This window comes from Escherichia sp. MAL-1 (genome assembly GCF_052948035.1).
The window spans coordinates 4,676,430-4,701,070 of the sequence record NZ_CM129609.1 but is presented as its reverse complement, the minus strand read 5'-3'; the positions used below and the strand labels follow the sequence as shown (position 1 = coordinate 4,701,070).

Annotated in this window: 18 protein-coding genes; 10 read left to right on the top strand and 8 right to left on the bottom strand. The window is 53.6% G+C overall.

What is annotated here, in order from left to right:
- The first annotated feature begins 134 nt into the window (after window positions 1-134).
- A complete protein-coding gene (metB, locus tag ACU8XX_RS23390) occupies window positions 135-1,295 on the top strand; it encodes a cystathionine gamma-synthase (RefSeq protein WP_001295694.1) in 1,161 nt (386 codons plus the stop codon).
- Between the two features lie 2 nt (window positions 1,296-1,297).
- Window positions 1,298-3,730, top strand: a complete 2,433-nt coding sequence (gene metL, locus ACU8XX_RS23385) for a bifunctional aspartate kinase/homoserine dehydrogenase II (protein ID WP_000110772.1) — start codon at window positions 1,298-1,300, stop codon at window positions 3,728-3,730.
- 138 nt (window positions 3,731-3,868) lie between these two features.
- Here metL and ACU8XX_RS23380 read toward each other — a convergent pair whose 3' ends face one another.
- Window positions 3,869-4,003, bottom strand: a complete 135-nt coding sequence (locus ACU8XX_RS23380) for a hypothetical protein (protein WP_000660586.1) — start codon at window positions 4,001-4,003, stop codon at window positions 3,869-3,871.
- A 75-nt stretch (window positions 4,004-4,078) separates the two neighbouring features.
- On the opposite strand from ACU8XX_RS23380, the gene metF reads away from it, so the two are divergent.
- The 3 genes from metF (at window position 4,079) to yijE (ending at window position 8,477) form a co-directional block, all read left to right on the top strand.
- The gene (metF, locus tag ACU8XX_RS23375) at window positions 4,079-4,969 is read left to right on the top strand and encodes a methylenetetrahydrofolate reductase (RefSeq protein ID WP_000007523.1); all 891 of its coding nucleotides are present in this window, start codon (window positions 4,079-4,081) and stop codon (window positions 4,967-4,969) included.
- Window positions 4,970-5,297: 328 nt separating this feature from the next.
- Window positions 5,298-7,478, top strand: coding sequence for a catalase/peroxidase HPI (katG, locus tag ACU8XX_RS23370; protein ID WP_001300600.1), 2,181 nt, complete (start codon window positions 5,298-5,300; stop codon window positions 7,476-7,478).
- A gap of 93 nt (window positions 7,479-7,571) precedes the next feature.
- Window positions 7,572-8,477 (top strand): cystine transporter YijE, encoded by a 906-nt coding sequence (yijE, locus tag ACU8XX_RS23365; RefSeq protein WP_001271262.1) that lies wholly within the window; start codon window positions 7,572-7,574, stop codon window positions 8,475-8,477.
- Window positions 8,478-8,503: 26 nt separating this feature from the next.
- Here the strand turns inward: yijE and ACU8XX_RS23360 are convergent, their stop codons facing one another.
- From ACU8XX_RS23360 to ptsP, 4 genes are all read right to left on the bottom strand, one after another.
- Entirely contained in the window at window positions 8,504-9,121 is a 618-nt protein-coding gene (locus ACU8XX_RS23360) for a DUF1287 domain-containing protein (RefSeq protein ID WP_000647891.1), read from the bottom strand.
- Between the two features lie 274 nt (window positions 9,122-9,395).
- Complete coding sequence (gldA, locus tag ACU8XX_RS23355) at window positions 9,396-10,499, bottom strand: bifunctional L-1,2-propanediol dehydrogenase/glycerol dehydrogenase (RefSeq protein WP_000374004.1); 1,104 nt, start codon at window positions 10,497-10,499, stop codon at window positions 9,396-9,398.
- 10 nt (window positions 10,500-10,509) lie between these two features.
- A complete protein-coding gene (fsa, locus tag ACU8XX_RS23350; protein ID WP_000424845.1) occupies window positions 10,510-11,172 on the bottom strand; it encodes a fructose-6-phosphate aldolase in 663 nt (220 codons plus the stop codon).
- Complete coding sequence (gene ptsP / locus ACU8XX_RS23345) at window positions 11,147-13,684, bottom strand: phosphoenolpyruvate--protein phosphotransferase (RefSeq protein ID WP_112034039.1); 2,538 nt, start codon at window positions 13,682-13,684, stop codon at window positions 11,147-11,149. Before ptsP ends, fsa begins: the two co-directional genes overlap by 26 nt.
- A gap of 308 nt (window positions 13,685-13,992) precedes the next feature.
- Here ptsP and ACU8XX_RS23340 point away from each other — a divergent pair, with 308 nt between their 5' ends.
- Genes ACU8XX_RS23340 through ACU8XX_RS23320 form a run of 5 tightly spaced genes read left to right on the top strand, consistent with a single transcriptional unit; the run spans window position 13,993 to window position 18,942 of the window.
- Entirely contained in the window at window positions 13,993-15,072 is a 1,080-nt protein-coding gene (locus ACU8XX_RS23340) for a PTS fructose transporter subunit EIIC (protein WP_001004454.1), read from the top strand.
- Between the two features lie 14 nt (window positions 15,073-15,086).
- Window positions 15,087-15,407 carry a PTS fructose-like transporter subunit IIB gene (locus ACU8XX_RS23335; protein ID WP_000161265.1) on the top strand — a complete coding sequence of 107 codons (321 nt, stop codon included), beginning with the start codon at window positions 15,087-15,089 and terminating at the stop codon, window positions 15,405-15,407.
- A gap of 50 nt (window positions 15,408-15,457) precedes the next feature.
- A complete protein-coding gene (locus tag ACU8XX_RS23330; RefSeq protein WP_240765313.1) occupies window positions 15,458-17,755 on the top strand; it encodes a formate C-acetyltransferase in 2,298 nt (765 codons plus the stop codon).
- Window positions 17,721-18,599, top strand: coding sequence for a [formate-C-acetyltransferase]-activating enzyme (locus tag ACU8XX_RS23325; protein ID WP_000204139.1), 879 nt, complete (start codon window positions 17,721-17,723; stop codon window positions 18,597-18,599). The genes ACU8XX_RS23330 and ACU8XX_RS23325 overlap by 35 nt, the downstream gene beginning before the upstream one ends.
- 1 nt (window position 18,600) lies before the next feature.
- Window positions 18,601-18,942 carry a PTS fructose-like transporter subunit IIB gene (locus ACU8XX_RS23320; protein ID WP_000323846.1) on the top strand — a complete coding sequence of 114 codons (342 nt, stop codon included), beginning with the start codon at window positions 18,601-18,603 and terminating at the stop codon, window positions 18,940-18,942.
- On the opposite strand, the gene ACU8XX_RS23315 is transcribed toward ACU8XX_RS23320, so the two are convergent.
- From ACU8XX_RS23315 to ppc, 3 genes are all read right to left on the bottom strand, one after another.
- Window positions 18,929-19,780, bottom strand: a complete 852-nt coding sequence (locus tag ACU8XX_RS23315) for an AraC family transcriptional regulator (RefSeq protein ID WP_000274624.1) — start codon at window positions 19,778-19,780, stop codon at window positions 18,929-18,931. The two genes, ACU8XX_RS23320 and ACU8XX_RS23315, sit on opposite strands and share 14 nt — an antisense overlap.
- 214 nt (window positions 19,781-19,994) lie before the next feature.
- Complete coding sequence (locus ACU8XX_RS23310) at window positions 19,995-21,728, bottom strand: phosphoethanolamine transferase CptA (protein ID WP_000556295.1); 1,734 nt, start codon at window positions 21,726-21,728, stop codon at window positions 19,995-19,997.
- A 181-nt stretch (window positions 21,729-21,909) separates the two neighbouring features.
- On the bottom strand, window positions 21,910-24,561 hold the full coding sequence (gene ppc / locus ACU8XX_RS23305; RefSeq protein WP_001005586.1) for a phosphoenolpyruvate carboxylase: 2,652 nt from the start codon (window positions 24,559-24,561) through the stop codon (window positions 21,910-21,912).
- Between the last annotated feature and the right edge of the window lie 80 nt (window positions 24,562-24,641).

The window sequence follows — 24,641 nt, the reverse complement described above, 5'->3', positions numbered from 1 at the left end:
TTTTAACGGCTATTTGGGATTTGCTCAATCTATACGCAAAGAAGTTTAGATGTCCAGATGTATTGACGTCCATTAACACAATGTTTACTCTGGTGCCTGACATTTCACCGACCAAGCCCAGGGAACTTCATCACATGACGCGTAAACAGGCCACCATCGCAGTGCGTAGCGGGTTAAATGACGACGAACAGTATGGTTGCGTTGTCCCACCGATCCATCTTTCCAGTACCTATAACTTTACCGGATTTAATGAACCGCGCGCGCATGATTACTCGCGTCGCGGCAACCCAACGCGCGATGTGGTTCAGCGTGCGCTGGCAGAACTGGAAGGCGGTGCTGGTGCAGTACTTACTAATACCGGCATGTCCGCGATTCACCTGGTAACGACCGTCTTTTTGAAACCAGGCGATCTGCTGGTTGCGCCGCACGACTGCTACGGCGGTAGCTATCGCCTGTTCGACAGCCTGGCGAAACGCGGTTGCTATCGCGTGTTGTTTGTTGATCAAGGCGATGAACAGGCATTACGGGCAGCGCTGGCAGAAAAACCCAAACTGGTACTGGTAGAAAGCCCAAGTAATCCATTGTTACGCGTCGTGGATATTGCGAAAATCTGCCATCTGGCTAGGGAAGTCGGGGCGGTGAGCGTGGTGGATAACACCTTCTTAAGCCCGGCATTACAAAATCCGCTGGCATTAGGTGCCGATCTGGTGTTGCATTCATGCACGAAATATCTGAACGGTCACTCTGACGTGGTGGCTGGCGTGGTGATTGCTAAAGACCCGGACGTTGTCACTGAACTTGCCTGGTGGGCAAACAATATTGGCGTGACGGGCGGCGCGTTTGACAGCTATCTGCTGCTACGCGGGTTGCGAACGCTGGTGCCGCGCATGGAGTTGGCCCAGCGCAACGCGCAGGCGATTGTGAAATATCTGCAAACCCAGCCGTTGGTGAAAAAACTGTATCACCCGTCGCTGCCGGAAAATCAGGGGCATGAAATTGCCGCGCGCCAGCAAAAAGGCTTTGGCGCAATGTTGAGTTTTGAACTGGATGGCGATGAGCAGACGCTGCGTCGTTTCCTGGGCGGGCTGTCGTTGTTTACGCTGGCGGAATCATTAGGGGGAGTGGAAAGTTTAATCTCTCACGCCGCAACCATGACACATGCAGGCATGGCACCAGAAGCGCGTGCTGCCGCCGGGATCTCCGAGACGCTGCTGCGTATCTCCACCGGTATTGAAGATGGCGAAGATTTAATTGCCGACCTGGAAAATGGCTTCCGGGCTGCAAACAAGGGGTAAAAATGAGTGTGATTGCGCAGGCAGGGGCGAAAGGTCGTCAGCTGCATAAATTTGGTGGCAGTAGTCTGGCTGATGTGAAGTGTTATTTGCGTGTCGCGGGCATTATGGCGGAGTACTCTCAGCCTGACGATATGATGGTGGTTTCCGCTGCCGGTAGCACCACTAACCAGTTGATTAACTGGTTGAAACTAAGCCAGACCGATCGTCTCTCTGCGCATCAGGTTCAACAAACGCTGCGTCGCTATCAGTGTGATCTGATTAGCGGTCTGCTACCCGCTGAAGAAGCCGATAGCCTCATTAGCGCTTTTGTCAGCGACCTTGAGCGCCTGGCGGCGCTGCTCGACAGCGGTATTAACGACGCAGTGTATGCGGAAGTGGTGGGCCACGGGGAAGTATGGTCGGCACGCCTGATGTCTGCGGTACTTAATCAACAAGGGCTGCCAGCGGCCTGGCTTGATGCCCGCGAGTTTTTACGCGCTGAACGCGCCGCACAACCGCAGGTTGATGAAGGGCTTTCTTACCCGTTGCTGCAACAGCTGCTGGTGCAACATCCGGGCAAACGTCTGGTGGTGACCGGATTTATCAGCCGCAACAACGCCGGTGAAACGGTGCTGCTGGGGCGTAACGGTTCCGACTATTCCGCGACACAAATCGGTGCGCTGGCGGGTGTTTCTCGCGTAACCATCTGGAGCGACGTCGCCGGGGTATACAGTGCCGACCCGCGTAAAGTGAAAGATGCCTGCCTGCTGCCGTTGCTGCGTCTGGATGAGGCCAGCGAACTGGCGCGCCTGGCGGCTCCCGTTCTTCACGCCCGTACTTTACAGCCGGTTTCTGGCAGCGAAATCGACCTGCAACTGCGCTGTAGCTACACGCCGGATCAAGGTTCCACGCGCATTGAACGCGTGCTGGCCTCCGGTACTGGTGCGCGTATTGTCACCAGCCACGATGATGTCTGTTTGATTGAGTTTCAGGTGCCCGCCAGTCAGGATTTCAAACTGGCGCATAAAGAGATCGACCAAATCCTGAAACGCGCGCAGGTACGCCCGCTGGCGGTTGGCGTACATAACGATCGCCAGTTGCTGCAATTTTGCTACACCTCAGAAGTGGCCGACAGTGCGCTGAAAATCCTCGACGAAGCGGGATTACCTGGCGAACTGCGCCTGCGTCAGGGGCTGGCGCTGGTGGCGATGGTCGGTGCAGGCGTCACCCGTAACCCGCTGCATTGCCACCGCTTCTGGCAGCAACTGAAAGGCCAGCCGGTCGAATTTACCTGGCAGTCCGATGACGGCATCAGCCTGGTGGCAGTACTGCGCACCGGCCCGACCGAAAGCCTGATTCAGGGGCTGCATCAGTCCGTCTTCCGCGCAGAAAAACGCATCGGCCTGGTATTGTTCGGTAAGGGCAATATCGGTTCCCGTTGGCTGGAACTGTTCGCCCGTGAGCAGAGCACGCTTTCGGCACGTACCGGCTTTGAGTTTGTGCTGGCAGGTGTGGTGGACAGCCGCCGCAGCCTGTTGAGCTATGACGGGCTGGACGCCAGCCGCGCGTTAGCCTTCTTCAACGATGAAGCGGTTGAGCAGGATGAAGAGTCGTTGTTCCTGTGGATGCGCGCCCATCCGTATGATGATTTAGTGGTGCTGGACGTTACCGCCAGCCAGCAGCTTGCTGATCAGTATCTTGATTTCGCCAGCCACGGTTTCCACGTTATCAGCGCCAACAAACTGGCGGGAGCCAGCGACAGCAATAAATATCGCCAGATCCACGACGCCTTCGAAAAAACCGGGCGTCACTGGCTGTACAATGCCACCGTCGGTGCGGGCTTGCCGATCAACCACACCGTGCGCGATCTGATCGACAGCGGCGATACTATTTTGTCGATCAGCGGGATCTTCTCCGGCACGCTCTCCTGGCTGTTCCTGCAATTCGACGGTAGCGTGCCGTTTACCGAGCTGGTGGATCAGGCGTGGCAGCAGGGCTTAACCGAGCCTGATCCGCGTGACGACCTCTCCGGCAAAGACGTAATGCGCAAGCTGGTAATTCTGGCGCGTGAAGCGGGTTACAACATTGAACCGGACCAGGTACGTGTGGAATCGCTGGTGCCTGCTCATTGCGAAGGCGGCAGCATCGACCATTTCTTTGAAAATGGCGATGAACTTAACGAGCAGATGGTGCAACGGCTGGAAGCGGCCCGCGAAATGGGGCTGGTGCTACGCTACGTGGCGCGTTTCGATGCCAACGGCAAAGCGCGTGTGGGCGTGGAGGCGGTGCGTGAAGACCATCCGCTGGCATCACTGCTGCCGTGCGATAACGTCTTTGCCATCGAAAGCCGCTGGTATCGCGACAACCCGCTGGTGATCCGTGGGCCTGGCGCGGGGCGCGACGTCACCGCCGGGGCGATTCAGTCGGATATCAACCGGCTGGCACAGTTGTTGTAATTTCAGAAATTTAATAATGCCCGGTACTCATGTTTTCGGGTTTATGGTTTCTAATGAAATATATTGAATTATCATAGGATTAGGCCGGATTAAGCGTTTACGACGAATCCGGCAAGAAGCAATAAGTACATGGTTAGTTTATATTTGCAGTCCGGTTTGCTTTGCATACCGGATTTTCTTTTTCTTACCATCCTGAAGTTTTTTCATCTTCCCTGATTTTTCCTCACCATCATTGGTCATTTTTCGGTTGACGCCCTTCGGCTTTTCCTTCATCTTTACATCTGGACGTCTAAACGGATAGATGTGCACAACACAACATATAACTACAAGCGATTGATGAGGTAAGGTATGAGCTTTTTTCACGCCAGCCAGCGGGATGCCCTGAATCAGAGCCTGGCAGAAGTCCAGGGGCAGATTAACGTTTCGTTCGAGTTTTTCCCGCCGCGTACCAGTGAAATGGAGCAGACCCTGTGGAACTCCATCGATCGCCTTAGCAGCCTGAAACCGAAGTTTGTATCGGTGACCTATGGCGCGAACTCCGGCGAGCGCGACCGTACGCACAGCATTATTAAAGGCATTAAAGATCGCACTGGTCTGGAAGCGGCACCGCATCTTACTTGCATTGATGCGACGCCCGACGAGCTGCGCACCATTGCACGCGACTACTGGAATAACGGTATTCGTCATATCGTGGCGCTGCGTGGCGATCTGCCGCCGGGAAGTGGTAAGCCAGAAATGTATGCTTCTGACCTGGTGACGCTGTTAAAAGAAGTGGCAGATTTCGATATCTCCGTGGCGGCGTATCCGGAAGTTCACCCGGAAGCAAAAAGCGCTCAGGCGGATTTGCTTAATCTGAAACGCAAAGTGGATGCCGGAGCCAACCGCGCGATTACTCAGTTCTTCTTCGATGTCGAAAGCTACCTGCGTTTTCGTGACCGCTGTGTATCGGCGGGCATTGATGTGGAAATTATTCCGGGAATTTTGCCGGTATCTAACTTTAAACAGGCGAAGAAATTTGCCGATATGACCAACGTGCGTATTCCGGCGTGGATGGCGCAAATGTTCGACGGTCTGGATGATGATGCCGAAACCCGCAAACTGGTTGGCGCGAATATTGCCATGGATATGGTGAAGATTTTAAGCCGTGAAGGAGTGAAAGATTTCCACTTCTATACGCTTAACCGTGCTGAAATGAGTTACGCGATTTGCCATACGCTGGGGGTTCGACCTGGTTTATAAATAGTGTGGCTTTTGTGAAAATCACACAGTGATCACAAATTTTAAACAGAGCACAAAATGCTGCCTCGAAATGAGGGCGGGAAAATAAGGTTATCAGCCTTGTTTTCTCCCTCATTACTTGAAGGATATGAAGCTAAAACCCTTTTTTATAAAGCATTTGTCCGAATTCGGACATAATCAAAAAAGCTTAATTAAGATCAATTTGATCTACATCTCTTTAACCAACAATATGTAAGATCTCAACTATCGCATCCGTGGATTAATTCAATTATAACTTCTCTCTAACGCTGTGTATCGTAACGGTAACACTGTAGAGGGGAGCACATTGATGAGCACGTCAGACGATATCCATAACACCACAGCCACTGGCAAATGCCCGTTCCATCAGGGCGGTCACGACCAGAGTGCGGGGGCGGGCACAACCACTCGCGACTGGTGGCCAAATCAACTTCGTGTTGACCTGTTAAACCAACATTCTAATCGTTCTAACCCACTGGGTGAGGACTTTGACTACCGCAAAGAATTCAGCAAATTAGATTACTACGGCCTGAAAAAAGATCTGAAAGCCCTGTTGACAGAATCTCAACCGTGGTGGCCAGCCGACTGGGGCAGTTACGCCGGTCTGTTTATTCGTATGGCCTGGCACGGCGCGGGGACTTACCGTTCAATCGATGGACGCGGTGGCGCGGGTCGTGGTCAGCAACGTTTTGCACCGCTGAACTCCTGGCCGGATAACGTAAGCCTCGATAAAGCGCGTCGCCTGTTGTGGCCAATCAAACAGAAATATGGTCAGAAAATCTCCTGGGCCGACCTGTTTATCCTCGCGGGTAACGTGGCGCTAGAAAACTCCGGCTTCCGTACCTTCGGTTTTGGTGCCGGTCGTGAAGACGTCTGGGAACCGGATCTGGATGTTAACTGGGGTGATGAAAAAGCCTGGCTGACTCACCGTCATCCGGAAGCGCTGGCGAAAGCACCGCTGGGTGCAACCGAGATGGGTCTGATTTACGTTAACCCGGAAGGCCCGGATCACAGCGGCGAACCGCTTTCTGCGGCAGCAGCTATCCGCGCGACCTTCGGCAACATGGGCATGAACGACGAAGAAACCGTGGCGCTGATTGCGGGTGGTCATACGCTGGGTAAAACCCACGGTGCCGGTCCGACATCAAATGTAGGTCCTGATCCAGAAGCTGCACCGATTGAAGAACAAGGTTTAGGTTGGGCGAGCACTTACGGCAGCGGCGTTGGCGCAGATGCCATTACCTCTGGTCTGGAAGTAGTCTGGACCCAGACGCCGACCCAGTGGAGCAACTATTTCTTCGAGAACCTGTTCAAGTATGAGTGGGTACAGACCCGCAGCCCGGCTGGCGCAATCCAGTTCGAAGCGGTAGACGCACCGGAAATTATCCCGGATCCGTTTGATCCGTCGAAGAAACGTAAACCGACAATGCTGGTGACCGACCTGACGCTGCGTTTTGATCCTGAGTTCGAGAAGATCTCTCGTCGTTTCCTCAACGATCCGCAGGCGTTCAACGAAGCCTTTGCCCGTGCCTGGTTCAAACTGACGCACAGGGATATGGGGCCGAAATCTCGCTACATCGGGCCGGAAGTGCCGAAAGAAGATCTGATCTGGCAAGATCCGCTGCCGCAGCCGATCTACAACCCGACCGAGCAGGACATTATCGATCTGAAATTCGCGATTGCGGATTCTGGTCTGTCTGTTAGTGAGCTGGTATCGGTGGCCTGGGCATCTGCTTCTACCTTCCGTGGTGGCGACAAACGCGGTGGTGCCAACGGTGCGCGTCTGGCATTAATGCCGCAGCGCGACTGGGATGTGAACGCCGCAGCCGTTCGTGCTCTGCCTGTTCTGGAGAAAATCCAGAAAGAGTCTGGTAAAGCCTCGCTGGCGGATATCATCGTGCTGGCTGGTGTGGTTGGTGTTGAGAAAGCCGCAAGCGCCGCAGGTTTGAGCATTCATGTACCGTTTGCGCCGGGTCGCGTTGATGCGCGTCAGGATCAGACTGACATTGAGATGTTCGAACTGCTGGAGCCAATTGCTGACGGTTTCCGTAACTATCGTGCTCGTCTGGATGTTTCCACCACCGAGTCACTGCTGATCGACAAAGCCCAGCAACTGACGCTGACCGCGCCGGAAATGACTGCGCTGGTGGGCGGGATGCGCGTACTGGGTGCCAACTTCGATGGCAGCAAAAACGGCGTCTTCACTGACCGCGTTGGCGTATTGAGCAATGACTTCTTCGTGAATTTGCTGGATATGCGTTACGAGTGGAAAGCGGCGGACGAATCGAAAGAGCTGTTCGAAGGCCGTGACCGTGAAACTGGCGAAGTGAAATACACAGCCAGCCGTGCGGATCTGGTATTTGGTTCTAACTCAGTCCTGCGTGCGGTGGCTGAAGTTTACGCCAGCAGCGATGCCCACGAGAAGTTTGTTAAAGACTTCGTGGCGGCATGGGTGAAAGTGATGAACCTCGACCGTTTCGACATGCTGTAATCTGACCTTCTTCAGCGACTGCCTTTCAGGCAGTCGCTGAAGTTTCTTTACCGGCGTATAGTGTCCACAGGAAAACTACACACTGGATCTCTCATGTCTGCCGCAGGAAAGAGCAACCCACTGGCAATCAGTGGCCTGGTTGTGCTCACACTTATCTGGAGTTATAGCTGGATTTTCATGAAGCAAGTCACCAGCTACATCGGTGCCTTCGACTTCACCGCCTTACGCTGCATTTTCGGCGCTCTCGTTTTATTCATCGTCCTTTTATTACGTGGTCGCGGAATGCGCCCGACGCCGTTTAATTACACCTTAGCCATTGCCCTGTTACAAACCTGTGGGATGGTTGGTCTGGCGCAGTGGGCGCTGGTCAGCGGCGGAGCGGGGAAAGTAGCGATCCTGAGCTATACCATGCCGTTCTGGGTAGTGATTTTCGCCGCGTTGTTTCTCGGTGAACGCCTGCGACGTGGGCAATATTTCGCGATTCTGATTGCCGCTTTCGGTTTATTTTTGGTGTTGCAGCCGTGGCAACTCGATTTCTCTTCGATGAAAAGCGCCATGCTGGCGATCCTCTCCGGTGTCAGTTGGGGGGCGAGCGCCATTGTCGCTAAACGCCTTTACGCCCGTCATCCGCGCGTGGATTTATTGTCGTTAACATCCTGGCAGATGCTGTATGCGGCGCTGGTGATGAGTGTGGTCGCTTTACTGGTACCGCAACGTGAAATTGACTGGCAACCCACCGTGTTCTGGGCGCTGGCCTACAGTGCGATTCTGGCGACGGCGCTGGCGTGGAGCTTATGGTTGTTTGTATTGAAAAACTTGCCTGCCAGTATTGCCAGCTTAAGCACACTGGCCGTTCCCGTTTGCGGCGTACTCTTTTCCTGGTGGCTGCTCGGTGAGAATCCTGGCGCGGTTGAGGGTAGCGGTATTGTGCTGATTGTGCTGGCACTGGCGCTGGTGAGCCGTAAGAAAAAAGAAGCCGTCAGTGTAAAAAGGATCTGAATTTTTTCTTCATGTGGGGCGATCTCTTATTTAACAAAATAACGATAATGCCCCACCATCCGCCAGTTAAACAGCACATCTTCTTCCTGCGCGCCTGCGCCAATGTTATGTATCACCAGCGGCGTACCGTCGCGGGCGAAGCCATCTGAAACCACCCCAATATGTGCCAGCCCGTTATCCAGTCGCCAGGAGACAATATCGCCCGCTTGATAGTCACTGGGGTTCTTGCTGGTGGGGCGTGTTTTATCATGGCGGCTAAACCAGGTTTCCAGATTAGGCACCCGACGGTGATCGATGTTGCTGTCCGGGCGCTTTAACTTCCATTTTTGCGGGTACTCAGCAAAATTCTTCGCCATATCTTCGTGAACCAGTTTCTGCAAATCGACCTTCTGGCTGCGCAATGCGCGGATCACCACATCGGAACATACACCGCGTTCTTGCGGAACATCACCGCCAGGATAAGTAAGCTGCACATACGCCGGATCGTAAAATAGCGTGCTGCCAATTTGCTGTCTGGCACCGTCTGCGATGGCAAGGTTGGTATTGGCCTGGATTTGTACCACGGTTGGTGGAACGGCGGGAGATTTTAAGGAGTGGCTGGTAAATGCCGTTAGCAGGCTGAGCAGCGCCAGTGAAGCTTTCATCTGGTTCGTCCGTGAAAATAAGAGTCACAGATTCGACCTTCCGGGCTAACGATTGTTCTGTAGAGAAAATGTCCAGAAGCGGATAAAAAATTCCTGAACAACGTGGGAGTTTCAGATTACTGGCACAGAGTGCCGGATGCGGAGTGAACGCCTTATCCGGCCTACAAAAGCACGCAAATTCAATATATTGCAGAGATTGCGTAGGCCTGATAAGCGTAGCGCATCAGGCAATTTTGCGTTCAAACTCCCGGACAAGCCGGGAGTTTGGAGTAGGTTATTCCCACTCTTGCAGGAAACGCTGACCGTACTGGTCGGCTACCAGCAGAGCGGCGTAAACCTGATCTGGCGTCGCGCCGCCAGGCATGTTGTGGATGGTTTCACCTTCTGCACATGCCGCTTCTGCCACAATTCGCATTTTCGCCGGGACATCTTCTTTAATATCCAGTTGAGCGAGAGTTATTGGCAAACCTACCGCATGGCTAAGTGCAGCTACGGTTTCGATTTCCTCAACCGGTGCGTTTTCCAGAACCAGCTGCGTCAGCGTACCAAATGCCACTTTTTCACCGTGATAATAGTGATGCGCGTCCGGGATAGCGGTCAGGCCGTTATGCACTGCGTGCGCCGCAGCCAGACCACCACTTTCAAAGCCTACACCGCTTAAATAGGTGTTCGCTTCAATCACGCGCTCCAGCGCCGGAGTCACTACATGCTGTTCGGCAGCAAGCATCGCTTTTTCGCCTTCTTCCAGCAGGGTGTTGTAGCACAGTTCAGCCAGTGCCAGCGCAGCCTGGGTGCACTTGCCGCCCGCCATGGTGGTCGCGCCGCTACGAGAGCAGGCACGCGCTTCAAACCAGGTTGCCAGCGCATCGCCGATACCCGCCGCTAACAGACGTGCAGGTGCGCCAGCGACGATTTTGGTGTCGACAATGACCATATTCGGGTTATTTGGCAACAGCAGATAGCGGTCAAACTCACCCTCATCGGTGTAGATAACAGACAATGCGCTGCACGGTGCATCGGTAGAGGCGATAGTCGGTGCGATCGCTACCGGAACACCCATGAAATGTGCCAGTGCTTTGGCAGTATCGAGGGTTTTTCCGCCACCGATACCGAGAATTGCGCCACACTGCGCAGTCTCCGCGATGCCACGCAGACGGTCGATCTCATTTTGCGAACATTCACCGCCAAACGGCGCAATTTCTACTACCAGTCCAGCATCTTTAAAGCTTTTCTCGACAGTGGATTGAGCAAAACCTAAAACAAATTTGTCACCCACCACTAACCAGCGTTCTGCCAGCGGCTTCAGGTATTCGCCCAGACGATTAATCACATCAGCGCCCTGGATGTATTTACCCGGTGATTGAATAATGCGGTCCATAATTGCTCCTTTAGAGATGAGTAGTGCCAAATGCGGCATTCCAGTCGTGTTCGAACTTCTCTATAGCTGACTCTACCGCAGGGGTGTTGAGCATTTGTTGCGCTACATCTAAGGGCAGGGTGATGGATTCACATCCTGCCAGTAAACAGTCCAGCGCCTGACGCGGCGTTTTAAAGCTGGCTGCCAGCACCATGCTTTCTGGCGCGTGCATTTCTAACAGTGCTTGCAGCTCCTGAACCGTACGAATGCCGTCTCCGCCTTGGGCATCTACGCGGTTAACATACGGAGCAACGTATTTTGCCCCTGCCAGTGCGGCTAATAACCCTTGTGCGGCGCTATATACAGCGGTGCCAAGTGTAGTAATACCTTCTTTTTTCAGCATCTTAATGGCGGCCAGACCTTCGGAAGTCACCGGGATTTTCACCACGATGCCCGGAATGGCGTCGCGCAGGCGCTTCGCTTCTTCCACCATACCCTGCGCGTCACGACTCATAGTCTGAGCAAACAGAATGCCCTCATCACCAATCGCTTTTTGCAGACGCGGCAGCACTTCCCAGATGGACTCCTTGCTGGCAGCGATAATGCTCGGGTTAGTTGTCACCCCGGCAATGGGGAATATGCGTGCCAGACGTTCGACTTCTGCGACGTTAGCGGTGTCCAGATACAGTTCCATGATGTTTCCTTTTACAGTTCCAGTCATGTTGCAGCAGGCTGGCGATAGCGTCGGCAGAGGCGGCGTTAACCAGCGCGTTACGGAATTCTTCGTGCATGATGCGACGAGCGAGGCGCGAGAAAATGCGCATATGCTGATCGCCCGCAGCGTGTTTGTTCAGGGTTAACATAATGATGAATTGCGCTTCATCATCGCTCCAACGCACCGGCGCTTGCAGACGCGCTACGCTGATGGTGGATTGCTCAATGTGTTCTGATTTGCTGTGTGGAATGGCAAAACTAAAGCCCAGACCGGTAGAGAAAACGGCCTCGCGCGCCCACAAGTCGGCTTCCAGTTTACGCGGATAGCGGCAGCGGCCCGCCAGCAGCAGGTTATCGGTCATGCCTTTGAGTACTTCTTCTTTGCTGCGCCAGTCGCTTTCCAGTGTGATGCACTCGGCGGTGACCAGCGGTGCGTCTTGTTGGGTCATGCGGAATTGCGCCAGCAGGTGTTCCACTTCCAGCGAAGTACGGCAGGCCATTGCCTGGTTGAGCAACTTGCGGCACTCACGGCTATCAAGTTGCGCCATCCGCGCTTTCGCCGCCGGAATTGATGGTGCGCTCATGCTCAGCTCATCCAGCCCTAAACCGACCAGCAACGGCAGCACGGAACCTTTCGCTCCCAGCTCACCGCACAGACCAATCCATTTTCCCTGGCGATGCACCGCTTGCACGGCGTAATCGAGCGCCCGCAAGAATGCCGGATTCAGGCTGTTGTAGTGACGAGTAACCTTAGCGTTATCGCGATCCACCGCCAGCAGATACTGCGTCAGGTCATTACTACCAATACTAAAGAAATCAATCTCTTCGCAGCATTGATCGATGATGAACATCACCGACGGCACTTCCAGCATAATGCCGAGCTGGATCTTCTCATCAAACGGAATGTGTTCGTTACGTAGTTGCTGTTTGGCTTCCGCCAGTTTTTCTTTCACCCATAAGATCTCTTCCATTGAGGAGATCATCGGGATCATGATTTTCAGGCTGCCGTGAGCGGAGGCGCGCAGGATCGACCGTAGTTGTGTGGTGAACAGCGAGGCGTATTCTTCATAAATACGCACCGCGCGATAACCGAGGAACGGGTTTGCCTCTGCGGGAATGTTTAGATAATCAACGGGTTTGTCGCCGCCAATGTCCATAGTGCGCACAATAATGCTGCGTCCGTTGGCAGACTCCAGCGCCTGACAAAAAATGTTGTACAGCTCGCTTTCGCCCGGTGCACTGGTGCGATCCATATAGAGCATTTCAGTGCGGAACAAACCAACGCCTTCCGCACCATTGCCGAACGCGGCCTGTGCTTCCACGGAGTGAGCGATGTTAGCGGCAATTTCAATGCGGATACCGTCAGCGGTACGGGCTTGTTGGGTCAGCCAGACACGCTGTTGCTCACGCAGGGCGTCCTGTACGCGGGCTTCTTGCTGATAATAACGGGCTACGGCTTCCCCTGGCTCAACCACAATCGCCCCAGCGTTGCCGTCGATATAAATCGTCTGATGCTGCCACGGAGTGAGGGCATCAATATCCACACCAACCAGCGTTGGAATGTTGAACGAACGGGCAAGGATCACCGTATGTGAGGTGGTGCCGCCGCTTTTGAGCAACAATCCTTTGAGGTGATTTTTATCCAGTTCGAGGAACTGGCTGGGGGTCAGTTCATCAGCCATACAAATGGCGGGCTGCGTCAGTTTTCCCGGTGCCGGGAAGCGTTGCTCACCGTAGATTTGCTGGAGTAACTGGAAGCAGACGTCGCGTACGTCCAGGGCGCGTTCTTGCAGGTAGCTACTGCTGGAACGGGCGAACTCTTCGCAGAAGTGGTGTGCACTGGCGACAATCGCTTCGGCACAGCTTAATCCCTCGCTGACGCCTGCCAGTAAGTGCTGACGTAAAGAAGTATCGCCAGCCAGGGATCGGTGAGCTTCCAGTATCGCGCTGGTAGCACCGTCGCTATCCAGCAGTCGAAATTCAATGTTTTTCAATACCAGTGTCAGGCCGTTTTCCAGCGCGGATTGCTCGGCGTCAACGCCTTTGGCAACAGGAAGATTACCCAGCGCATTGAGATCTAAAGAAGAGATCGGCGTCAGAATGCCGCCTGCGCTACCGCTGCACACGGTGCGGGCGCGGATAATTTGCGGATTCAGATTGGTCAGTGAAACCGGCAGTGGTTCCAGTTCGTCAGATTTAACTTCCGCCAGCGGTGCGTCGCAGTGGGGGAATTCATCGCGCAGCCATTGGCTTAAACGCTGGTGCGCTTCCTGTTCGTCGGCCCCGGAAATCAGTAACTGGCAGTTATCGCCCACCAGCGTATCGGTGCCAATCAGCGCAAGGGCGCTTTTGGCGTTGCCCTTGCGGTCAGTGCGCAAGTTATGCCACTCAATTTGTGATGAAAAAGTATTACACAGCGTTTCAACGTGGCTTGCCGGACGTGCATGTACGCCGTTAGGTAGCTCACAAATAAATTCCACAATCAGGGCCATTGCCTCTCTCCCGGTACGGTTTTCTGTTTACAGGATAAGAGCGCACGGCAACGGCCTGCCATGTGACAAATCTGCCAAAAGCTGGACAAATGTAATGTAACCGTCAATTTGCGACGCGTCTCACAAGACGCCGTTTTGCGGCATGCTTCCGGATTATCGCAAGTTATGAGGCGGATCGCATTTTTGTACTGATATTACAAAAGTCCAGTAAATGGCCTTTTTATCCACTGTTTGCTCCGCCTGCGATTGCCTATTGTTTCCTCCATCAAAAATATGGACATGGGCTTTTGCAAGCCCGGGAGCAGCTTATGAATGAGTTGGTGCAGATCCTGAAAAATACCCGTCAGCATTTAATGACGGGCGTTTCACACATGATTCCCTTCGTGGTATCGGGCGGTATTTTGCTGGCGGTTTCCGTCATGTTGTATGGCAAAGGCGCAGTGCCGGATGCCGTAGCCGATCCGAATCTGAAAAAACTGTTTGATATCGGCGTTGCGGGTTTGACGCTGATGGTGCCTTTCCTCGCCGCTTACATTGGTTACTCCATTGCAGAGCGTTCTGCGCTGGCTCCGTGCGCTATCGGTGCCTGGGTTGGTAACAGCTTTGGTGCGGGCTTCTTTGGTGCGCTGATCGCCGGGATTATCGGCGGCATCGTGGTGCATTACCTGAAGAAAATTCCGGTGCATAAAGTTCTGCGCTCGGTGATGCCTATCTTCATCATTCCTATCGTCGGCACACTGATTACCGCAGGCATCATGATGTGGGGCTTGGGCGAGCCTGTAGGGGCGTTGACCAACAGCCTGACTCAGTGGCTTCAGGGGATGCAGCAGGGCAGCATTGTTATGCTGGCGGTGATCATGGGTCTGATGCTGGCGTTCGATATGGGCGGTCCGGTTAACAAAGTGGCCTATGCCTTCATGCTGATTTGCGTTGCTCAGGGTGTTTATACCGTGGTGGCTATTGCCGCTGTTGGGATTTGTGTTCCACCGCTGGGGATGGGGCTGGCGACGCTGATTGGTCGTAAAAATTTCTCCGCAGAAGAGCGCGAAACTGGTAAAGCGGCGCTGGTGATGGGGTGCGTTGGGGTTACTGAAGGGGCGATTCCTTTCGCCGCTGCCGATCCGCTGCGTGTCATTCCTTCCATCATGGTTGGTTCTGTTTGTGGTGCGGTAACTGCGGCGCTGGTCGGTGCGCAGTGCTATGCAGGCTGGGGTGGTCTGATTGTACTGCCGGTGGTTGAAGGCAAGCTGGGTTATATCGCCGCAGTGGCTGTCGGAGCAGTGGTGACGGCTGTTTGTGTGAACGTGCTGAAAAGTCTGGCGCGTAAAAATGGGTCTTCGACTGATGAAAAAGAAGACGACCTGGATTTGGATTTTGAAATTAATTAATTGAGGAACAAGCCATGACGAAAATTATTGCAGTAACCGCATGTCCTTCAGGTGTTGCCCATACCTATATGGCAGCAGAGGCGCTGGAAAGTGCCGCGAAAGCGAAAGGCTGGGAAGTGAAAGTAGAAACCCAGGGGTCAATTGGTCTGGAAAATGAACTGACAGCGGAAGACGTGGCGAGCGCTGATATGGTGATTCTGACCAAAGATATCGGCATCAAGTTTGAAGAGCGTTTTGCTGGCAAGACCATCGTGCGCGTCAACATCAGCGATGCGGTAAAACGTGCTGACGCCATTATGAGCAAAATTGAAGCTCACCTGGCGCAAACCGCTTAAGTTCTTCTCCCGCTCGCAAGGGCGGGTTCGCTTTCCCACAGGAGTTCCTCATGACGAATCGTATCTCTCGCCTCAAAACTGCACTGTTTTCCAATACCCGTGAAATCTCGCTGGAGCGGGCGCTGCTTTATACCGCCAGCCATCGGCAAACCGAAGGCGAACCGGTGATATTGCGCCGGGCGAAAGCAACAGCGTATATCCTTGAACATGTTGAAATTTCGATTCGTGATGAAGAACTGATTGCCGGTAACCGCACCGTAAAACCGCGCGCCGGGATTATGTCGCCGGAAATGGACCCTTACTGGCTGCTGAAAGAGCTGGATCAATTCCCGACGCGTCCGCAGGACCGCTTTGCTATCAGCGAAGAAGATAAACGTATCTACCGCGAAGAGTTGTTCCCGTACGGGGAAAAACGTTCGATGAAAGATTTCATCAACGGGCAGATGACAGATGAAGTAAAAGCCGCGACCAGCACGCAGATTTTCAGCATCAACCAGACAGATAAAGGCCAGGGGCACATTATTATTGATTACCCACGCCTGCTGAATCACGGGCTGGGGGAGCTGGTAGCACAGATGCAGCAACATTGTCAGCAACAGCCGGAGAATCACTTTTATCAGGCAGCGCTGTTACTGCTGGAAGCCTCGCAGAAACACATTTTGCGTTACGCCGAACTGGCGGAAACGATGGCGGCAAACTGCACAGATGCCCAGCGTCGCGAAGAGCTGCTGACTATTGCGGAGATCTCCCGCCATAACGCGCAACATAAGCCGCAGACGTTCTGGCAGGCGTGCCAGTTATTCTGGTACATGAACATCATTCTGCAATACGAATCCAACGCCAGTTCGCTATCGTTGGGGCGCTTCGACCAGTATATGTTGCCGTTCTATCAGACATCATTAACCCAGGGCGAAGATGCGGCGTTCCTGAAAGAACTGCTCGAATCTTTATGGGTGAAATGCAACGACATCGTGCTGTTGCGCTCCACCAGCAGCGCGCGTTATTTCGCCGGTTTCCCGACCGGCTATACCGCACTGCTCGGCGGGTTAACCGAGAACGGACGTAGCGCGGTGAACGTGCTTTCGTTCCTTTGCCTTGACGCCTATCAAAGCGTGCAATTACCGCAACCGAACCTCGGCGTGCGCACTAACGCCTTGATCGACACGCCGTTCCTGATGAAAACCGCCGAAACCATTCGCCTCGGCACCGGTATTCCGCAAATCTTTAACGATGAAGTGGTGGTGCCAGCGTTCCTCAACCGTGGCGTTTCGCTGGAAGATGCGCGCGACTATTCCGTAGTGGGCTGTGTGGAATTATCTATTCCCGGCAGAACCTACGGCTTGCATGACATCGCGATGTTTAACCTGCTGAAAGTGATGGAAATCTGCCTGCATGAAAATGAAGGCAATGCCGCGCTGACTTATGAAGGTTTACTGGAACAGATCCGTGCCAAGATCAGCCACTACATCACCCTGATGGTTGAAGGCAGTAATATTTGCGATATCGGCCATCGCGACTGGGCACCTGTACCGCTGCTCTCGTCTTTTATCAGCGATTGTCTGGAAAAAGGCCGCGATATTACCGATGGCGGCGCGCGTTATAACTTCTCCGGCGTACAGGGGATCGGTATCGCCAACCTGAGCGATTCTCTCCATGCGTTGAAAGGGATGGTTTTTGATCAACAGCGTTTAAGTTTTGACGAATTGCTGTCGGTATTAAAAGCCAACTTTGCAACGCCAGAAGGCGAAAAAGTCCGCGCTCGCTTAATTAACCGCTTTGAGAAATACGGTAACGATATCGACGAGGTGGATAACATTAGCGCCGAACTGTTGCGCCACTACTGCAAAGAAGTGGAAAAATACCAGAACCCGCGCGGCGGCTACTTCACGCCGGGATCGTATACCGTTTCTGCTCACGTTCCGTTGGGATCGGTGGTTGGCGCGACGCCAGACGGTCGTTTTGCCGGAGAACAGCTGGCAGACGGCGGCTTGTCACCTATGCTGGGTCAGGACGCACAAGGGCCAACGGCGGTACTGAAGTCAGTCAGTAAGCTCGATAACACACTGCTGTCTAACGGTACATTGCTGAACGTGAAATTCACTCCGGCGACCCTGGAAGGTGAAGCGGGATTACGCAAACTGGCCGACTTCTTACGGACGTTTACCCAGCTTAAGTTACAACATATTCAGTTTAACGTGGTGAACGCCGACACGTTGCGGGAAGCGCAACAGCGCCCACAAGATTATGCCGGGCTGGTGGTGCGCGTTGCCGGATACAGCGCCTTCTTTGTCGAACTGTCGAAGGAGATCCAGGATGACATCATCCGCCGGACAGCGCATCAGCTGTAACGTTGTGGAAACGCGCCGCAATGATGTGGCGCGCATTTTCAACATTCAGCGTTATTCACTGAATGATGGTGAGGGCATTCGTACGGTGGTCTTTTTTAAAGGCTGTCCGCATCTTTGCCCGTGGTGTGCTAATCCGGAGTCGATCTCCGGCAAAATCCAGACGGTACGCAGAGAGGCGAAATGTCTGCACTGTGCGAAATGTTTGCGTGATGCGGATGAATGCCCCTCCGGGGCGTTTGAACGGATTGGTCGCGATATCAGCCTTGACGCTCTGGAACGGGAAGTGATGAAAGATGACATTTTTTTTCGCACGTCCGGCGGCGGCGTCACGCTTTCTGGCGGCGAAGTGTTAATGCAGGCGGAGTTTGCTACCCGTTTTTTACAGCGACTGCGGCTGTGGGGTGTGTCATGCGCCATTGAAACTGCCGGAGACGCGCCAGCAAGCAAGCTGTTACCGCTGGCGAAATTGTGCGATGAAGTGCTGTTCGATTTAAAAATTATGGACGCGACTCAGGCGCGGGATGTGGTGAAGATGAACCTGCCACGCGTGCTGGAGAATCTGCGTTTGCTGGTGAGTGAGGGTGTCAACGTGATCCCGCGTTTACCGTTGATCCCTGGTTTCACGCTCAGCCGGGAGAATATGCAGCAGGCGCTGGATGTACTGATCCCGCTGAAAATCAGGCAGATCCATCTGTTACCGTTTCATCAGTACGGCGAACCGAAATACCGCCTGCTGGGGAAAACATGGTCGATGAAAGAGGTGCCTGCGCCGTCGTCAGCCGATGTGACAACGATGCGCGAAATGGCAGAACGGGCCGGATTTCAGGTTACCGTGGGAGGTTAAAATGGCATACCTGGTGGCAGTAACCGCCTGCGTCAGTGGCGTGGCGCATACTTATATGGCGGCGGAACGGCTGGAAAAGTTGTGCCTGTTAGAGAAGTGGGGAGTCAGCATTGAAACTCAGGGCGCGCTGGGAACGGAGAATCGTTTAGCGGACGAGGATATCCGTCGGGCGGATGTTGCTCTGTTGATTACGGATATCGAGCTTGCCGGTGCCGAGCGATTTGAACATTGCCGCTATGTGCAATGCAGCATCTACGCATTCCTGCGTGAGCCGCAGCGGGTAATGAGCGCGGTGCGCAAAGTGCTTTCTGCGCCGCAGCAAACCCATCTTATTCTGGAGTAGTCGGTTTTTCTGTCAGTTGGCTGTGGTACTGCCGACGATATTCCGACGGCGAGCGTTCGGTGTTTTTACGAAACAGACGGCAGAAGTAGTTGCTGTCGACAAAGCCGCAGGCGTGCGCCACTTCTTTTACCTTCAGGTCATAGCCTTTCAATAACGTCTTAGCGTGCTCCAGTCGCGTGTGATTCAGGTATTCGTTAAAACCAATGGCCCCCGTTTTTTGAAACAGGTGCGAGAGGTAATTTGGCGAAATATAAAACGCCTGCGCAACAGATTCGCGGGTAAGCGCGGAGGCATAGCGTTCGTCGATATAATCGCGAATAGCTTCAAATAGTGCCTGGCTGCGTGAGGCGGTCTGGATTTGGCTGCCAAGCAAATCGCGGCAGTGGCTAAGCAGGCTGGCGACGATAAGCCTTGCCGTTTGCTGCTCCTGCGGCTGCATTTGCATTTCATTGAGCGTTTGTAGCAGAAAAGAACCTATGCGTGGGCCGCGCCGGGCGACGTGTTGCTTCGCCAGATTTTGATATTGTTTGCCATCCCATTGCACGACGCTGAAGCCGAGTTGCTGTTTGCCAAACAGCACGCTAAAGGTGGTAGCGGGTGTTTTCCATTGTGGGAAATTCCAGCCACCAGCGGCAACGTACAGCACATCGCCGGGAACTAACGTTGCTCCAGCGCCGGTATCAACAAACTCACCTTCCAGCACAATTTCCAGCCGTGGAAAATCGACCTGATACGCAAGATCGGGCACCGGGCCGTTACTGCTGGCAAAGTAAATCTGGCGCAGGGACAGCGGGCCGTTGATCAGGCGGGAGAGCAGATAGCTGACGTCGTGATACATGTTATTCCCTTAGGTATGTAGACGGGAAAACAGTAACTGGCATTATTAAAAAAGGCCACCTGAAAAGTGTGGCCTGAGGGGAGTTCGATGTAAACATTGCGGCAGTTGTATTGCCGGATGTGGCGTAAACGCCTTATCCAGCCTACCGCCGCGATCTGTAGGCCGGATAAGACGCGTCAAGCGTCGCATCCGGCAAATAGCGCCTGGCTGATAATTACTGATTACCCACCTGATCGCCATACGGCAGTGTGTCGTAATCGATCAGCGCGTTTTTCTTGTACGGGTTACCAATCCAGCGGGTAGTTTCTTTGAACTGCGGATTCACCACTGAACGGGTTGGATCGTAACCGTCGTAAGATAAGCCCGCCAAATCTGACCAGGTGTGGATCAGTTCCGCCAGGCTGTATTTACGATCGACATCCTGTGAGAAATCACGGGGATGAGTCGCTTGCCATTTTTCCGACGTCCACAGCAGGAACGGAATGGTGTACATATGACGCGTCGGGTTGTCCTCATTACGCCCCTGGGTTTTATGAGGCGGCGTGTCGTAAACCTCTTCACCGTGGTCAGAGAAGTAAACCAGGAATCCGTTCGGGTCTGCCGCTTTAAAGTCTTTAATCAGGCTGGCAACCACATGATCGTTATACAGGTTAGCGTTGTCATAATCGTTATATGATTCCAGCTCTTCTGCGCTTAATCCTGGCGGAACATGATCGGTATTGCCATCAAACTTGCCCTGATTTTCCGGGTAGCGGTATTTGTATTTGATATGCGTACCCAGCAGATGAACGATGATCAGTTTCTTCGGCGCAGGGTCATTCAGCACATCCTGGAACGGCTTCAGCACGTTGGTGTCGTATTCACGCGCACTCTGCGTACGTTGCTGGTTCATGTAGTACTGCTTGTCGGTCTGGCGCGAAAATACCGTCAGCATGGTATTGCGGGCGGTCATCGTCTGCTGGTTGGTGATCCAGAAGGTTTTATAACCCGCCTGTTTCATCATGTTCATCAGCGACGGCTGCGTCAGATACAGGTCCGGGTTCTTTTCATTGGCAAAGGTCAGCGCCTGTTGCAGGATTTCAATGGTGTACGGACGAGACGTAACCACGTTATTAAACACGGTCAGATTCGGATCGGTTTTATGCAGCGCATCCAGCTCCGGCGTAGTTTCACGCGGATAACCGTACAGACTCATGCGTCCACGCTGGGTTGACTCGCCAATCACCAGCACTAAGGTGCGCGGTTCGTTACCCGATTCATCTTTGAAATTAGCCAGCGGCGGCAAGGCATTATTTTCATTCAGTAGCTTTGTTAGCGAGTTTAGTTGCTGACGATACTGATAATAGCCGGTCAGGAATTGCCACGGTGCGGCAGGCTCCATACGCGAGGCCAGGTTGTCCAACGTTTTCTCAAACGGCTTGTTTTTGATAAACGTATTCATGGCGATCGGATGCAGAATCAAGCCATAAAGCAGGGCAAAAGAGACAACATAACGCCACGGCTTTGGAATATAGACCGGGCGCAGGCGTGTCCACAGCAGAACTGCCACCGCCGTATAGGCCAGCGCGATAAGCACAATTTTCAGGCTGAAATACTGGCTTAAATACTCGCTGGCTTCGTTGGTGTTGGTTTCGAACATCACAAACAGAACGCTCTGCGAGAACTCCTGACCGTAGATGACGTAGTAGCACAGCGCCGCCAGAGAGGCCGCCCATAGCACCACGCCGATTACTGCGGCAATAATTTTAATCCGCTTCGGAAAGAGGAATACCGGGATCAACCACAGCGAACTGAATAACAGCGAGTCGCGAATGCCGTTAGTGCCACTATAACCACTGATGTAAATAATGGCCTGTAGCAGAGTAGAGAAAAACCAAAAGTAGAGCAGTGCCCAACCCAGGGCTTTCCAGCTAAAAAGAGGTTTAGCCTGGACTTCTGTGGAATGCATAGTAAGAACCTGTCTTGAAAAAATATCGCCGAATGTAACGACAATTCCTTAAGGATATCTGAAGGTATATTCAGAATTTGAATAAAATGCAGACAGAAATATATTGAAAACGAGGGTGTTAGAACAGAAGTATTTCAGAAAACCCTCGCGCAAAAGCACGAGGGTTTGCAGAAGAGGAAGATTAGCCGGTATTACGCATACCTGCCGCAATCCCGGCAATAGTGACCATTAACGCTTGTTCGACGCGAGGATCCGGTTCCTGGCCTTCTTTTTCTGCCTGGCGGGAGCGGTGCAGCAACTCGGCCTGCAATACGTTCAGCGGGTCGGTGTAAATATTCCGTAGCTGAATAGACTCTGCAATCCACGGCAGATCGGCCATCAGATGGGAATCGTTGGCAATCGCCAGCACCACTTTGATGTCTTCTTCTTGCAGGTTGCGTAACTCTTTACCTAACGGCCACAGTGCTTTGTCTACCAGGCGTTGGTCATAGTATTCCGCCAGCCACAGGTCTGCTTTGGCGAAGACCATCTCCAGCATGCCGAGACGCGTCGAGAAGAATGGCCAATCGCGGCACATAGCCTCCAGCTCGCTCTGTTTGCCGTCTTCGACCACTTTTTGCAGCGCCGTACCTGCACCCAGCCAGGCGGGGAGCATCAGACGGTTTTGCGTCCAGGCGAAGATCCACGGAATGGCGCGTAGTGACTCGACGCCGCCGGTTGGGCGACGTTTCGCCGGACGTGAACCCAACGGCAGTTTGCCCAGTTCTTGTTCCGGCGTAGCGGAGCGGAAGTAAGGCACAAAATCTTTGTTTTCACGTACGTAGCCGCGGTAGACATCGCAGGAGATGACTGACAGTTCATCCATAATGCGACGCCAGCTCTCTTTCGGCTCCGGCGGTGGCAGCAGGTTGGCTTCCAGAATCGCCCCGGTATAAAGCGACAGGCTGCTGACGGTGATTTCTGGCAGACCATATTTAAAGCGGATCATCTCGCCCTGTTCGGTTACGCGCAGGCCGCCTTTCAGGCTTCCTGGCGGTTGTGACAGCAGTGCCGCATGGGCAGGTGCGCCGCCGCGACCAATGGAACCGCCGCGACCGTGGAACAACGTCAGCTCAATACCCGCTTTTTCGCAGGTTTTGATTAATGCATCCTGTGCCTGATATTGCGCCCAGGACGCTGCCATCACGCCCGCATCTTTTGCTGAGTCGGAATAGCCAATCATCACCATCTGTTTGCCCTGAATCAGGCCGCGATACCAGTCGATATTGAGCAGCTGGGTCATGACATCGTTGGCGTTGTTCAGGTCATCGAGGGTTTCAAACAGCGGAGCAACCGGCATCGCAAACCCGATACCCGCTTCTTTCAGCAGCAGGTGGACAGCCAGTACGTCGGACGGCGTTTTCGCCATCGAGATCACGTAGGCGGCAATGGAGCCTTGCGGCGCTTCGGCAATCACCTGGCAGGTATCGAGCACTTCGCGCGTTTCGGCGCTTGGTTGCCAGTTGCGCGGCAGAAGCGGACGTTTGGAGTTCAGTTCGCGGATCAGGAACGCCTGTTTGTCGGCCTCTGACCAGCTTTCGTAGTCGCCGATACCGAGGTAGCGGGTCAGCTCGCCCAGCGCTTCGGTATGACGCGTGCTCTCCTGACGGATATCAATACGGACCAGCGGTACGCCGAAACATTTCACGCGGCGCAGGGTGTCGAGCAGATCGCCGTTGGCGATAATACCCATGCCACACGCCTGAAGTGACTGGTAGCAAGCGTAGAGCGGTTCCCACAGTTCTTCGTTTTGTGTCAGTAGGCCTTCTGGTTTTGGCAGTTCTTCGCCTTTCAGGCGCGCTTCCAGCCATGCCTGTGTCGCCATCAGGCGAGAACGCAGGTTTTTCATCAGATAGCGATACGGTTCTGCGGCACCTTCTTCGCCAACCAGTGCCAGCAGTTCAGGGGTCGCTTCAACCATCGACAGTTCAGAAACCAGCACCTGAATATCTTTCAGGAACAAATCGGTGGCTTTCCAGCGGCTGAGCAGCAGGACGTGGCGGGTGATATCGGCAGTGACGTTCGGGTTGCCGTCGCGGTCACCGCCCATCCACGAGGTAAAACGTACCGGAACAAATTCGACGGGCAGTTTGTAGCCGAGATTCTCTTCCAGTTGTTCGTTCAGTTCGCGCAGGTAATTCGGTACGCCTTGCCACAGGCTGTTTTCTACTACGGCAAAGCCCCATTTGGCTTCATCTACCGGGCTTGGACGCAGCTTACGGATTTCATCGGTATGCCATGACTGGGCGATCAACTGGCGCAGGCGACGCATCAGCTGGTTGTGTTCGTAGTCAGCGATATCTTTGTTATCGAGCTGTTTTAAACAGGCGTTCACTTCCACCATTTTGTGGATCAGTGTACGACGGGTAATTTCGGTTGGGTGAGCCGTGAGGACCAGTTCCAGCGACAGCGATTCCACTGCTTTTTTGATGGTGTCTTCGCTCAGTTCCGGCTGGTTTTTCAGTTTACGCAGGGTGCGGGCGATCACTTCCGGGTTGCTGGCAGCTTCGCCTTTCGGCGAAATGCTGTGGTATTGCTCGGCGGTGTTGGCCAGGTTCAGGAACTGACTAAACGCACGCGCAACGGGCAGCAGCTCGTCGTTCGACAAATTTTGTAAGGTGGTGAGCAACTCCTGGCGGTTAGCATCATTGCCAGCGCGTGAAGATTTCGACAACTTACGGATAGTTTCTACGCGTTCAAGAATGTGTTCTCCCAACGCATCCTTGATGGTTTCTCCCAGCACTTTGCCGAGCATACTGACATTACTACGCAATGCGGAATATTGTTCGTTCATATTACCCCAGACACCCCATCTTATCGTTTGATAGCCCTGTATCCTTCACGTCGCATTGGCGCGAATATGCTCGGGCTTTG

Coding starts and splice junctions, on each gene's coding strand:
- metB (WP_001295694.1), top strand. CDS start 135: ATGACGCGTAAACAGGCCACCATCGCAGTGCGTAGCGGGTTAAATGAC.
- metL (WP_000110772.1), top strand. CDS start 1,298: ATGAGTGTGATTGCGCAGGCAGGGGCGAAAGGTCGTCAGCTGCATAAA.
- ACU8XX_RS23380 (WP_000660586.1), bottom strand. CDS start 4,003: ATGAAGGAAAAGCCGAAGGGCGTCAACCGAAAAATGACCAATGATGGT.
- metF (WP_000007523.1), top strand. CDS start 4,079: ATGAGCTTTTTTCACGCCAGCCAGCGGGATGCCCTGAATCAGAGCCTG.
- katG (WP_001300600.1), top strand. CDS start 5,298: ATGAGCACGTCAGACGATATCCATAACACCACAGCCACTGGCAAATGC.
- yijE (WP_001271262.1), top strand. CDS start 7,572: ATGTCTGCCGCAGGAAAGAGCAACCCACTGGCAATCAGTGGCCTGGTT.
- ACU8XX_RS23360 (WP_000647891.1), bottom strand. CDS start 9,121: ATGAAAGCTTCACTGGCGCTGCTCAGCCTGCTAACGGCATTTACCAGC.
- gldA (WP_000374004.1), bottom strand. CDS start 10,499: ATGGACCGCATTATTCAATCACCGGGTAAATACATCCAGGGCGCTGAT.
- fsa (WP_000424845.1), bottom strand. CDS start 11,172: ATGGAACTGTATCTGGACACCGCTAACGTCGCAGAAGTCGAACGTCTG.
- ptsP (WP_112034039.1), bottom strand. CDS start 13,684: ATGGCCCTGATTGTGGAATTTATTTGTGAGCTACCTAACGGCGTACAT.
- ACU8XX_RS23340 (WP_001004454.1), top strand. CDS start 13,993: ATGAATGAGTTGGTGCAGATCCTGAAAAATACCCGTCAGCATTTAATG.
- ACU8XX_RS23335 (WP_000161265.1), top strand. CDS start 15,087: ATGACGAAAATTATTGCAGTAACCGCATGTCCTTCAGGTGTTGCCCAT.
- ACU8XX_RS23330 (WP_240765313.1), top strand. CDS start 15,458: ATGACGAATCGTATCTCTCGCCTCAAAACTGCACTGTTTTCCAATACC.
- ACU8XX_RS23325 (WP_000204139.1), top strand. CDS start 17,721: ATGACATCATCCGCCGGACAGCGCATCAGCTGTAACGTTGTGGAAACG.
- ACU8XX_RS23320 (WP_000323846.1), top strand. CDS start 18,601: ATGGCATACCTGGTGGCAGTAACCGCCTGCGTCAGTGGCGTGGCGCAT.
- ACU8XX_RS23315 (WP_000274624.1), bottom strand. CDS start 19,780: ATGTATCACGACGTCAGCTATCTGCTCTCCCGCCTGATCAACGGCCCG.
- ACU8XX_RS23310 (WP_000556295.1), bottom strand. CDS start 21,728: ATGCATTCCACAGAAGTCCAGGCTAAACCTCTTTTTAGCTGGAAAGCC.
- ppc (WP_001005586.1), bottom strand. CDS start 24,561: ATGAACGAACAATATTCCGCATTGCGTAGTAATGTCAGTATGCTCGGC.